This is a genomic window from Kribbella sp. NPDC002412 (assembly GCF_053592935.1).
On the sequence record NZ_JBSFBL010000054.1, the window covers coordinates 22,019 to 34,207 of the forward strand.

At 70.4% G+C, this 12,189-nt stretch carries 12 protein-coding genes; 10 read left to right on the forward strand and 2 right to left on the reverse strand.

Annotated elements, in window-relative coordinates:
* Positions 1–102: 102 nt before the first annotated feature.
* The 4 genes from miaA (at position 103) to ggt (ending at position 4,201) form a co-directional block, all read left to right on the forward strand.
* Positions 103–1,098: a tRNA (adenosine(37)-N6)-dimethylallyltransferase MiaA gene (gene miaA, locus ACWCOV_RS33175; RefSeq protein WP_449833296.1), complete on the forward strand. Its 996-nt coding sequence runs from the start codon at positions 103–105 to the stop codon at positions 1,096–1,098.
* Positions 1,085–1,600: a SigE family RNA polymerase sigma factor gene (locus ACWCOV_RS33180; protein WP_449833297.1), complete on the forward strand. Its 516-nt coding sequence runs from the start codon at positions 1,085–1,087 to the stop codon at positions 1,598–1,600. The genes miaA and ACWCOV_RS33180 overlap by 14 nt, the downstream gene beginning before the upstream one ends.
* 2 nt (positions 1,601–1,602) lie before the next feature.
* Positions 1,603–2,289 carry a hypothetical protein gene (locus ACWCOV_RS33185; RefSeq protein WP_449833298.1) on the forward strand — a complete coding sequence of 229 codons (687 nt, stop codon included), beginning with the start codon at positions 1,603–1,605 and terminating at the stop codon, positions 2,287–2,289.
* Between the two features lie 91 nt (positions 2,290–2,380).
* Entirely contained in the window at positions 2,381–4,201 is a 1,821-nt protein-coding gene (ggt, locus tag ACWCOV_RS33190; RefSeq protein ID WP_449833299.1) for a gamma-glutamyltransferase, read from the forward strand.
* A gap of 13 nt (positions 4,202–4,214) precedes the next feature.
* Here the strand turns inward: ggt and ACWCOV_RS33195 are convergent, their stop codons facing one another.
* The gene (locus tag ACWCOV_RS33195) at positions 4,215–5,309 is read right to left on the reverse strand and encodes a M20/M25/M40 family metallo-hydrolase (RefSeq protein WP_449833300.1); all 1,095 of its coding nucleotides are present in this window, start codon (positions 5,307–5,309) and stop codon (positions 4,215–4,217) included.
* Between the two features lie 106 nt (positions 5,310–5,415).
* Between ACWCOV_RS33195 and ACWCOV_RS33200 the strand changes: the two genes are divergently transcribed.
* From ACWCOV_RS33200 to ACWCOV_RS33215, 4 genes are read left to right on the forward strand one after another with little or no spacing between them, the layout of a single operon-like run.
* Positions 5,416–6,141 (forward strand): GNAT family N-acetyltransferase, encoded by a 726-nt coding sequence (locus ACWCOV_RS33200; protein ID WP_449833301.1) that lies wholly within the window; start codon positions 5,416–5,418, stop codon positions 6,139–6,141.
* Positions 6,128–6,778, forward strand: coding sequence for a MurR/RpiR family transcriptional regulator (locus ACWCOV_RS33205; RefSeq protein ID WP_449833302.1), 651 nt, complete (start codon positions 6,128–6,130; stop codon positions 6,776–6,778). Before ACWCOV_RS33200 ends, ACWCOV_RS33205 begins: the two co-directional genes overlap by 14 nt.
* Positions 6,768–7,895, forward strand: coding sequence for an o-succinylbenzoate synthase (gene menC, locus ACWCOV_RS33210; RefSeq protein ID WP_449833303.1), 1,128 nt, complete (start codon positions 6,768–6,770; stop codon positions 7,893–7,895). The genes ACWCOV_RS33205 and menC overlap by 11 nt, the downstream gene beginning before the upstream one ends.
* Positions 7,892–9,445: an N-acyl-D-amino-acid deacylase family protein gene (locus tag ACWCOV_RS33215; protein ID WP_449833304.1), complete on the forward strand. Its 1,554-nt coding sequence runs from the start codon at positions 7,892–7,894 to the stop codon at positions 9,443–9,445. The genes menC and ACWCOV_RS33215 overlap by 4 nt, the downstream gene beginning before the upstream one ends.
* Here the strand turns inward: ACWCOV_RS33215 and ACWCOV_RS33220 are convergent.
* Positions 9,432–9,692, reverse strand: coding sequence for a hypothetical protein (locus tag ACWCOV_RS33220; RefSeq protein ID WP_449833305.1), 261 nt, complete (start codon positions 9,690–9,692; stop codon positions 9,432–9,434). The two genes, ACWCOV_RS33215 and ACWCOV_RS33220, sit on opposite strands and share 14 nt — an antisense overlap.
* A 24-nt stretch (positions 9,693–9,716) precedes the next feature.
* Between ACWCOV_RS33220 and dapF the strand changes: the two genes are divergently transcribed.
* Positions 9,717–10,559, forward strand: a complete 843-nt coding sequence (gene dapF / locus ACWCOV_RS33225) for a diaminopimelate epimerase (protein ID WP_449833306.1) — start codon at positions 9,717–9,719, stop codon at positions 10,557–10,559.
* Positions 10,560–10,642: 83 nt separating this feature from the next.
* Entirely contained in the window at positions 10,643–12,142 is a 1,500-nt protein-coding gene (gene hflX / locus ACWCOV_RS33230; protein WP_449833307.1) for a GTPase HflX, read from the forward strand.
* Positions 12,143–12,189: the final 47 nt, after the last annotated feature.

Here is a 12,189-nt window from a genome sequence, read left to right on the forward strand (position 1 = left end):
TATTGCGATCTGCAGTGTTCCTATCCAAGATCCCGGGTCATCCACAAGACCGGCGGCACCCTCTTGGCGCAGTCTTCACCGCGGTGCTGCCAGACTGGAGTGATGGCCGAACCACTCGTCGTCGCGGTCGTCGGTCCCACCGCGGCCGGCAAGTCCGACCTGTCCGTTGCCCTGTGCAAAAACCTGGGCCAAAACCTGGGCGAGAGCCGGCGCGGTGAGGTGGTCAACGCCGACGCGATGCAGGTCTACCGCGGCATGGACATCGGTACGGCGAAGATCAGTACGGCGGAGCGCGACGGCGTACCGCATCATCTGCTGGACATCCTCGACGTGACCGAGACAGCGACCGTGGCCGAGTTCCAGCAGCTGGCTCGCGCGGCGATCGACGACTGCATCGGGCGGCAGGTCGTGCCGGTGCTGACCGGCGGGTCGGCGCTGTACGTGCGGGCGATCCTGGACGACTTCGTCTTCCCCGGCACCGACGCTGCGGTCCGGGAACGGCTGGAGGACGAGCTCGCGCAGGTGGGGTCCGGAGCGCTGCACCAGAAGCTCGCCGAGATCGACCCGGCGGCGGCCGCGCAGATCCTGCCGAGCAACGGGCGGCGGATCGTCCGGGCGCTGGAGGTCATCGAGATCACCGGCGGGCCGTACGTCGCGACGCTGCCCGAGCACCGCTACGTCTATCCCGGCGCGGTGCAGCTCGGTCTCGACGTGCCGCGGCCGGTGCTGGACGAGCGGATCGGGCGGCGGGTGGACCGGATGTTCGACGCGGGATTCGTGGACGAGGTGCGAGATCTGCTGAACAAGGGTTTGCTTGAGGGGAAGACCGCCAACCGGGCCCTCGGCTACTCGCAGGTGATCGCGTTGCTCGACGGTGAGATCAGTGAACCCGAGGCCCGGGAGCGGACCGCGCAGGCCACCCGCCGGTTCGCGCGGCGGCAGGACTCGTGGTTCCGTAAGGACCAACGCATCACTTGGCTGCAGTACGACGACCCCGATCTGGTGGAGAAGGCACGAAGAGTGATAGCCGAAGGCAACCGACGGGGGATCGGTGACGTAGTCGGGGTGCAGGAAAGCACAGGGCATGCGAGGGGGTGACCGTGAGGCGGAGTTCCGCGAGTACCTGCTCGCGGACCGAACCCGACTGATGAGGACGGCACTGCTGCTCACCGCGGGAGACGTGCACACCGCGGAGGACCTGGTCCAGACCGCCTGTACCCGGGTGTACGTGCACTGGCACCGGATCCGCCACGAGGGCGCCGGGCCGTACGCGCACCGCATCCTGGTCAACGCGTTCCTGGACGAGCGCCGCCGGGCCGGGCGCCACCCGGAGCTGGTGACCGCGGAGACGTTCGAGCCGCGGTTCACCGACGAGGTGGACCCGGTGGACACCGTCGCGGTGCGGCGGGCCCTGCTGGAGCTGGCGCCGCGGCAGCGCGCGGTCCTCGTGCTGCGGTACTTCCAGGATCTCGACGTGGCGAGCTGCGCGCGGATCCTGGACTGCACCGAGGGCACCGTGAAGAGCCAGACAGCGAAGGCGTTGAAGAGACTGAAGGATCTGATGAGTGAGGAATCGGATCCGGCGACGGGGAGTAGCTAGAAGTGGACGAGGTCAAGAAACTGCTGGAGGGGTTCGCCGATCAGGCGGCGGACGGGCTCCCGCCTGCCGACATCGACGCGGATGTCGCCCGCGGCCGGCGCGCGCTGCGCCGGATCAAGCGGCGCCGCCGGGTGACCGGTGTCCTGTGCGTCGCCGCGGTGTCGGCCGCCGTGCTCGCGGTCGGCAACCAGGTGAAGTGGTGGAACAACGGCGGCTCCCAGGTCGCGACCGGCGAGACCGAGCAGACCGCGGCCGCGAGCGAGACCGCGACACCGTCGCCGATGATCGCCCAGGGGGAGGAGTCGGTCTCGACGTACGCCGGCCCGATGGTCGAGCTGGTCGCGAACCAGCAGCCGTGGAACACGATCGGCTGCACGCTCACCCCGAAGGGCTGGACGCCGGAGACGCCGATCCCACCGAATCGCGTGGTGCTGTCCGCGACGGCGGTGCGGACCTCGGACGTCGCCACCAAGGTCGTGCTGCAGGCGGCCGCGCAGGCGCGCAGCCTGACCGACGTCCGGGTCGTCGACGCGGACGGCAAGACCTTCCACATCGGCACACTGAACGGCCGCCTCAGCGGCCAGGTCAAGCTCGCCGACCGCTGGCTCCTGGTCGAGCTCCCGGCCGGCAACGCAACCTGGAACGACGCGACCCTGCAACGCTTCATGGCCTCCTGCACCGTCAACTAGCGCCAACTAGCCGCGCCAGAACTGGCACAACCGCCGACTTCGGGATAGGCAGGGGCTTGTCCCTAGTACGTCGACGCCTGCGGGAGATCCGGTGACACCGAAGAAGCTGGTCGCATCCCTGTCTGCTGGTGCGCTTGTCCTGTCCGTCCTGACCGCCGGTACGGCGGCCGCACGTCCACCGCAGCCGCCGGTGAAGACGCCGACCTCGATCGGGTTCGGCGGAGCCGTGTCCTCGGTCGACCCGGAGGCCACGAAGGTCGGGCTGGACGTCCTGCGCCGGGGCGGCAACGCGGTCGACGCCGCAGTGGCCACCGCGGCCGCGCTCGGCGTGACCGAGCCGTACTCCGCCGGCATCGGCGGTGGCGGGTACTTCGTCTACTACAACGCCAAGAAGCGCAAGGTCTCCACGATCGACGGTCGCGAGACCGCCCCGGCCGGGATGAGGATCGACTCGTTCGTCGACCCGGCGACCGGCGCGCCGTACCCCTTCGCGCAGCTGGTGACGTCCGGCCTGTCGGTCGGCGTGCCGGGGACGCTGGCGACGTGGGACTCGGCGCTGAAGCAGTGGGGTTCGCTGTCGCTGGGCAAGGCCCTGAAGCCGGCCGCGGACCTGGCCGACCGCGGTTTCGTGGTGGACGCGACGTTCCGCGGCCAGACGCTCGACAACAAGGCCCGGTTCGCCCAGATCGTGCCGACGGCCGAGCTGTTCCTGCCGAACGGCGACGCGCCGGTGGTCGGCTCGGTGTTCAAGAACCCGGACCTCGCCGACACCTACCGGCTGATCGGGAAGAAGGGCCCGTCCGCGTTCTACAACGGCCCGCTCGCGGCGGAGATGGCGGCGACCGCGCAGAACCCGCCGAAGACCGCGACCGCGACGCTGCCGGTCTTCCCCGGCAAGCTCACCACCGCCGATCTGGCGGCGTACGACACGATCGACCGGGCGCCGACCAAGGTCCGGTACGACGGTCTGGACGTCTACGGGATGGCGCCGTCGTCCTCTGGTGGCACGACGGTAGGTGAGGCGCTCAACATCCTCACGCCGCAGCACCTGCGGCAGATGACGACTCCGCAGGCGCTGCACACCTACCTCGAGGCGTCCGCGCTCGCGTTCGCGGATCGCGGTGCGTACGTCGGCGACCCGGCGTACGTCGACGTGCCGACCAAGGAACTGTTGTCCCGTGGCTTCGGCGCCGAGCGGTCCTGCCTGATCGACCCGGACAAGGCGGCCGTCAAGCCGGTTGCGGCCGGCTCGCCCGACGGCGACTACGAGCCCTGTGCGCCGGCAACCACCGTCACCGACCGGCCGGACACCGAGGGACTGTCGACGACGCACCTGGTCGCCGCGGACAAGTGGGGCAATGTCGTCTCCTACACGCTGACGATCGAGCAGACCGGCGGTAGCGGCATCACCGTCCCGGGCCGCGGCTTCCTGCTGAACAACGAGCTGACCGACTTCTCCGCCGTACCGAATGTCAACGACCCGAACCGCATCGAGGCCGGGAAGCGGCCGCGGTCGTCGATGTCGCCGACGATCGTGCTGCGCGGCGGCAAGCCGTTCCTGGCGCTCGGCTCGCCAGGTGGTTCGACCATCATCACCACGGTCCTGCAGACGCTGACCAACCGGCTCGACCGCGGCATGACGCTGCCCCAGGCGATCGCCGCGCCGCGGGCCTCGCAGCGCAACACCGCCAACGTGACGGCTGAGCCGCCGTTCATCACCGCGTACGACGCCGTGCTCAAGCCGTACGGTCACGTCCTCGTCCCGTCCGGCGACGCGTTCACCTCGGCCGCCGAGATCGGTGCGGTCGCGGCCCTGGAGTTCCTGCCCGGCGGAGCGATCCTGGCGGCGGCCGAGCCGACCCGACGGGGCGGCGGCTCGGCCGGCACGGTCAAGGAGGTCTACCCGCGCTAGCTCAGCGGGATCTCTAGATCGTCCTGATGATCGCGGCGACCAGGTCGGCCCGTTCGGCCAGGCTCGCCGCGATCACCTGCTCGTGGCTCGCGTGGGCGCCCTTCCCACGCGGGCCGAAGCCGTCGAGCGTCGGCACCCCCAGCCACCCGGTCAGGTTGGTGTCGGCCGCACCCGAAGCCGCCTTCCCGCCGACTTCCTGACCAACCGATCGGCCGGCCTCGGCGACCTGAGCCAGCAGCTCGTTCACGGCTGCTGACGGCTGCCAGGCCGGCCGGTTCGACATCACAGACACGGTCAGTACGGCGTCCCGCCGTACCGGCTGGAGTCCGGTCACGGCATCGAGCACCGCACGCTCGGTCTCCGGATCGACGAACCGGAACCCGAGCTCGGCCGACGCCTGACCTGGTACGACGTTCGTCCGGCCGCCACCCGTGATCGTGCCGACGTTGCACAACACGTCGCCGTACCGGGCGACCAAGGCCCGGACGACGATCAGCTGGTCGACGAGCTCGTCGATCGCCGAGACGCCGCGGCCCGGGTCGAGGGCCGCGTGCGCTTCGCGGCCGGTGACCTCGATCCGGACCCGGCTGCTGCCGCGGCGGGACGTCTTCACGTCGCCGTTGGGATGCGGCGGTTCGAGGCCGAGCGCTGCGACCACGCCGGCCGACTCGGCGGTGACCAGCTCGCGGGCCGACGGTGAACCGACCTCCTCGTCGGCCGTCACGATCACCCGGACCGGGCGGTGGTCGTGGCCGGCGACCTGCTCGAGCGCGGTCTCCAGGACCACGAGGCCGCCCTTCATGTCGAACACGCCGGGCCCGTGGATCACGCCGTCCTGCTCGCGCCACGGCATCTGCTCCAGCCTTCCGATCGGCCAGACCGTGTCGTGGTGCCCGAGGAACAGCAGCGGTGCTTCACCGGCGCGTGGACCGTGGCCGGGGAAGTCGGCGACGACGTGGTCGCCGGTCGCTGCCGGCACGCGCCGGGCGGTGCCGCCGAGGTCGCCGTACCGATCCAGGAGGCGGTCGGCGAAGGCATTCAGGGCGTCTGCCGCCCCGGTCGGGGTCTCATGCTCGACGTACTCGCGCAGGCGGTCGATGATCCTCATGGATAGTCAACGTATCATCATTCGGTCACCGATTGACTGCCTCTGTCTGTGAGGGATTTACTCAAGACGGCATCAAGATCCGTTTCATATCTTTGAGGAGACCGTAGTGGCGTTCCGGCCCGTCACGCTCACCACCGCAGAGCGGTTCGCGGAGGCGGCCGCGCTGTACCGCGCGGTCTTCGGCTACCAGGACCCCGAGTACGCGCTGAACCCGCGACTCCTCGGCGCCCTGGTCAGCAACGGCGGCTCGGTCGTCGGCGTCCTCGACGAGGACGATCGGCTCGTCGCCTTCGCCTACGGCTTCTGCGGCACCGACCGACGCGGCTTCTACCACTACTCGCAGTCGGCCGTGGTCGCCGCCGACCAGCAGGGCCACGGCCTGGGCCGCCTGCTCAAGCACGCTCAGCGCGAGGTCGCGCTCAGCCACGGCTTGAGCCGGATGCGCTGGACCTACGATCCGTTCCAGATCCGCAACGGCCACTTCAACCTCGACGTGCTCGGCGCCCGCGGCCGCTGGTACGCCCCGGACATGTACGGACCGGGTGGCGACCGGGTGGTCGTCGAATGGGACCTGCATGCGCGGCCGCGCGCACAGGACGACCTCGAGCTGGAGCTGACCGAGGCGGACTGGGGAGTCCTGGGCGGCGCTGGGGACCGCCCGTGGCTGGCCCTGCCGTCCGATCCGGCTGCGGTCACGCCGGAGATCGCCGAGCGGGTGCGTCAAGGTTTCCTGGACCTGCTCGGCAAGGGGCTGGCGGCCGACTCCTGCCGCCGGCTGCCGAGCGGGACCGCGGTCTACCTCTTCGGGGCGGCGGACGATGGCCGGAGCTGACGAGGCGCGCAACCGCGAGCTGGCCAGTCCGCACGAGCGGTACGACGCCCGCCTGCAACGGCGGTCGTCGACGCTGCTGCAGCGCCGGGTGGTCGAGCAGGAGCGGGCGTCGATCGAGGCGGCCCTGGACCGGATCCTGGCCGACGACTCGATCGCCCAGGCGGCGGCCCGGATCGTCGCGGCCCGCCGGCGCTTCATCGCCGGCTCGGCGAAGTCGTTCTCGTACGCGTCGCTGCTCGCCTTCGACCTCAGCGCCGGCCTGTCCCAGGTCACGCTGATCGACGGCACGGTGGTGCGCGCTATCGACGTACTGTCCGATGTCCGGTCCAGCGACCTCATGGTGGCGTTCTCGCTGCGTCGCTATCGCCGCGACACGGTCGAGCTGGCCCGCGCGTTCGTCGAGGCCGGTGGTGAGCTCGTCGCGGTGACCGATTTCGAGGACGCGCCGCTGGCGAAGATCGCGGACCAGTGCATCTACGTTGCGACCGGCAGCGCGTCGTACGTCGACTCGCCGACAGTCGTCGCGTCCGTCCTGCACGTGCTGGCGACCCTGACCACGGCCAGCGCGAAGGGCGCCCGCCGACGACTCGGCGAGCGCGACCGGCTGAACACGGAGTTGGGACTGTATGTCAACTGAGCTGACCGTCACCACGGCCCGGCTGCACCGGGTGCGGTTGCCGCTGGTGCACGCGTTCCGCACCAGTTCGCACCGCAAGACGATGCTCGACCACATCCTGGTCGAGCTGATCGACGGTTCAGGTGCGGTCGGCTGGGGCGAGATCGCGTCGTCGTCCGATCCGTACTACGCGCCGGAGACAGTCGAGACCTGCTGGCACCTGGCCGAGCACTACTTGCTCCCGGCGGTGCTCGGGAAGCCGTGGAAGCGGCCGGAGGACGTGCCGCCGTTGTGGGCCAAGGTCCGCGGCAATCAGTTCGCCAAGGCCGGTGTGGACGTGGCCGCCTGGGTGCTCTGGTCCGCGGCGCAAGGCGTCCCGCTCGCGCAGGCGCTCGGTGGCACGCGCACCGAGGTCACGGCCGGGGTGTCCTTGGGCATCGAGCCGACCATCGCCGACCTGCTCACCGAGGTACGGCGTCAGGTCGCGGCCGGCTACCCACGGATCAAGCTGAAGATCGCTCCGGGGTGGGACGTCGAACCCGTCCGCGCGGTTCGGGCCGACTTCCCCGATCTGGACCTGCATGTCGATGCCAACGGCATCTACACCGAGTCGGCCGAGCACGTGGCCGCACTGCGAGCGCTCGACGAGTACGAGCTGACCATGATCGAGCAACCGTTCGCGCCCCGCGACCTGCTCGCCCACGCCCGGCTGCAACGGCACCTGGTGACGCCGATCTGCCTGGACGAAAGCGTGGAGACGCTCGCCGATCTGGAGACGGCGCTCGCGCTGGAAGCCGTGCGGGTGCTGAACATCAAGGTGTCGCGGATGGGCGGCCTGACCGCCGCTCGCGCCGCGCACGACCGCGCGCAGCGGGCCCGCATCCCGGTCTGGTGCGGCGGCATGCACGAGTTCGGCATCGGCCGGGCCGCCAACGTGGCGATCTCCAGCCTGCCCGGTTTCAGCCTCCCGTCGGACGTGTCCGCCTCGGACAAGTACTACGCCCAGGACGTGATCACGCCACCGGTGATCGCCAAGCAGGGCGTCGTACAGGTGCCGACGGCAACTGGTCTCGGGCATGACGTCGACACCGACCTGATCGCCGCGCACACCGTGGCGACGCTCGAGGTGAAGGCTTGATCGCGATCACGGGCGGCCAGGTCCTGGACGGCACCGGGACTGACGCCGTACCCGCAACGGTGCTCGTCGACGGTGAGCGGATCGTCGACGTCGTACCGCCGGAGACACAAGTCGCCGACGTCGAGGTGATCGATGCCACGGGCAACGTGGTCGTGCCCGGGTTCATCGACCTGCACTCGCACGCGGACTTCACCGTGCTGGCGGCGCCGGACGCGACCACCCAGCTCCACCAAGGCGTCACGACCCTGGTCACCGGGAACTGCGGCTGGTCGCCGTTCCCGATCACGGATCTCGAGTCCTTGAAGGCAGGTACGGCGTTCCTCGCCCCCGAACACGACTGGTCCTGGCGGGACACCGGCGGGTTCGCCGACGTGGTGGAGTCAGCGGTGAACATCGCGCTCCAGGTCGGCCACTGCTCGCTGCGGCTGGCGGTCATGGGCGGTGCCGACCGAGCGCCGTCGCCGGACGAACTGCGGCAGATGCAAGCGCTGTTGCGGGAGGCCGCGGACCAGGGAGCCGTCGGGTTCTCGACCGGGCTGATCTACGCGCCGGGGACCTACGCCGCCGCGGAGGAAGTGGCGGCGTTGGTGGCGACGGCGGGGGAGTGCGGGCTGCTCTACTCGACCCACATCCGCAACGAAGGCGCTCAGCTGATCGACGCGCTGGACGAGGCGATCGCGGCCGCCCGGGCCGGTGGCGCCCGGTTGGAGGTCTCCCACCTGAAGGCCGTCGGTGCACCCAACCACGGCCTCGTGACCGCCGCGCTCGAACGCCTCGACCAAGCCCGCGCCGACGGCCTCGACCTCGGCTGGGACGCGTACCCGTACACCGCCTCGAGCACGACCCTCACGACCCGGCTCCCCAGTTGGGCCCTGGCCGATGGCACCGCATCGCTGCTGGCCCGGTTGAAGGACCCGACCGAGCGAGAGCGGATCGCTAGGGATCTGCGGACCGCCGACCTGTTCGACCCGCAAGCTGTCGTGATCGCGTCCCTGCCGCCCGGGCGCTACGAGGAGTGCCGTGGCCTCAGCGTCGCCGAGATCGCTCGCCGCGACGACGTGGACGCGGCCGAGGCGGTCCTCCGCGTGCTCGAGCACCACCAGGCCGCGGTCAGCGTGGTGAACCACGCGATGAGCGAGGACGACGTCGTGACGGTCCTGCGGCATCCGTGCACCAGCGTGGCGAGCGACGGCTGGGTCCTTGCCGGCTCCGGATCCGGGCATCCGCACCCCCGCAACTTCGGAACGTTCCCGCGGGTCCTCGGCCGGTACACCCGCGACCAGGGCGTCCTCACGTTGCCCGAGGCAGTCCGCCGGATGACCTCGCTACCGGCGTCCAGGCTGGGCCTCGACGACCGGGGCGTGGTGCGACCGGGTGCTGTGGCGGACCTCGTCGTACTCGACCCGGCTGAGGTTGCCGACCGGTCGACGTACGACGATCCGTGGCAGCTGTCGGCCGGGATCGAGCATGTCCTCGTGGCGGGCGATCCGGTGCTGCGGCACGGCGTACCGACGGGGCGTCGGCCGGGGTGCGTGCTCAGGGCTTCTTGAAGCGCTTTGGAGCTGTCGGCAAGGGCGTCGGGGCCGCCGACTGCTCGTCAGGCGTCTCCAGCCAGCCGTCGTGTTGGGTGAGGAGCTCGTCCAGCACGGCCTGATCGGGATCCTGGAGTACGACGATCCACGGGTGGTCCTCGTCGTCGTCCTCACCGTGGAAGTGGCCCCGCCGGACGGCACCGTGCAGCCGCTCCGCCACCGCCTCGGCGTCGTCCGGCTCCCAGAAGTAGGCGATCTGCTCCATAGGGCACACCGTACGATCTTCCCCATGACCACCTTTCCCTGGCTGAAGGGCCACGGCACCGAGAACGACTTCGTGCTGCTGCCCGACCCCGACGGCACCATCCACGGGGACCTCGACGCCGGGCTGGTGCGGTTCCTCTGCGACCGGCACGCCGGGATCGGCGCGGACGGCGTCCTGCGGGTGATCGAGGGCGGCAAGCAGTCGTACGTCGAAGACGGCGGCGACTGGTTCATGGACTACCGGAACTCCGACGGCTCGATCGCGGAGATGTGCGGCAACGGGATCCGGGTGTTCGTCCGGTACCTGGTGGACGCCGGGCTGGCCGGCGACAAGCCGGTCCGGGTCGGCACCCGCGCCGGGATCAGGGAGGTCGTCCAGAACGACGACGGCACCTTCACCGTCGACATGGGCGAGCCGGTGCTGCCCGGGCCGGCCGGCATCGTGGTCGAGGCCAACGGGCACCAGTGGCCGGCCACGCACGTCGACATGGGCAACCCGCACGCCGTCGCGTTCGTCGACGACCTGAGCGAGCCCGGTCACCTGGTCGACCAGCCGCTGTGGTCGCCGGAGGATGCTTTCCCAGCCGGCGCGAACGTGGAGTTCGTCGTACGGCGTGGGCCCAACGACGTCGACATGCGCGTCCACGAGCGAGGCTCGGGGGAGACGCGGTCCTGCGGGACCGGCACGTGCGCGGTGGCGGTGGCGTCGGCCCGCCAGGCCCGGCAGGCGAAGCCGGTCACCTACCGTGTCGGCGTACCCGGTGGTTCTGTGACCGTCACGTGGCGTGCGGACAACCACATCGAGATGACCGGACCGGCCGTGATTCACGCTCGCGGCGACTTCGACCGGGCCTGGTTGCCTGCCTGAACGGGAATTCAGCCGGGGCGTGGGGCGTTGACGTCTGAAATCGGGTCGCCTGTACTGGTGGCCCGTGCCACGATGGAAGGTATATGACGACCCATTCGAACTTTTACGACGAGACCACCGACGTCGAACTCGACCTGATCCAGGGCGATGACTCCGGCGATTCGTTGACGGGTCAGGACTCAGACCTGGGCCCCGAAGGCTTTGGCACCGGGGGCCTCGAGCTCGAGGAGCGCCAGGCGCTCCGCCGCGTGGTCGGCATGTCGACCGAGCTGACCGACATCAGCGAGGTCGAGTACCGCAAGCTGCTGCTCGAGCGGGTGCTGCTGGTCGGCGTCTGGACCGAGGGCAGCGCCGAGGACGCGGAGAACTCGCTGGCCGAGCTGAAGCTGCTCGCCGAGACCGCCGGCTCCGAGGTGCTGGACGGCGTGATCCAGCGCCGCAAGAAGCCGGACCCGGCGACCTTCATCGGCTCCGGCAAGGTGGCCGACCTGCGCGACCTGGTCGCCTCGCTCGGCGCCGACACCGTGATCGCCGACGGCGAGCTCGCTCCCGCGCAGCTGCGCAACCTGGAGGACCGGCTCAAGGTCAAGGTGGTCGACCGGACCGCGCTGATCCTGGACATCTTCGCCCAGCACGCGAAGAGCAAGGAAGGCAAGGCCCAGGTCGAGCTGGCCCAGCTGCAGTACATGAAGCAGCGGCTGCGGGGCTGGGGTGGCAACCTGTCCCGCCAGGCCGGTGGGCGCGTCGGCGCGGCCGGCGGCGGTATCGGTGGCCGTGGTCCCGGTGAGACCAAGATCGAGACCGACCGGCGCCGGATCAACACCAAGATCGCCAAGCTGCGGCGCGAGCTGAAGTCCATGCAGGGCACCCGGTCGACGCTGCGCCAGGAGCGCCGCCGCAACCTGGTCCCGTCGGTCGCGATCGCGGGCTACACCAACGCGGGCAAGTCCTCGCTGCTGAACAGCATCACCGGCGCCGGCGTCCTGGTCGAGAACGCGCTGTTCGCGACCCTGGACCCGACCACCCGGCGGACCACCACGTCCGACGGCCGGGTGTTCACCCTCACCGACACCGTCGGGTTCGTCCGGCACCTGCCGCACGACATCGTCGAGGCGTTCCGCTCGACGCTGGAGGAGGTCGCGGACGCGGACCTGCTGCTGCACGTGGTCGACGGTTCGCACCCCGACCCGCTGGCGCAGATCCAGGCGGTCCGCGAGGTGCTGGCCGAGATCGGCGCGTCCGACGTGCCGGAGATCATCGTGATCAACAAGGCCGACGTGGCCGACCCGATCGCGCTGGCCCCGATCCTGCACCGCGAGTCGCGGGCGCTGGTGGTGTCGGCGCACACCGGCGAGGGCATCGACAAGCTGCGCACGCTGGTCGAGGCCTCGCTGCCGCAGCCGGACGTGGCCCTCGACCTGCTGCTGCCGTACGAGCGCGGCGACCTGGTCTCCCGGATCCACTCCGAGGGCTCGGTCGACCAGCTCGAGCACACCGCCGAAGGCACCCGGGTCAGCGCCCGTGTCCACCCGGCGCTGGCCGGCGACCTCACGCCGTACCAGGTGGCGGCCGCCCAGCAGTAACAGGCTCTCAGCAACGGAAAACGGCCCCCGGGAGAACCCGGGGGCCG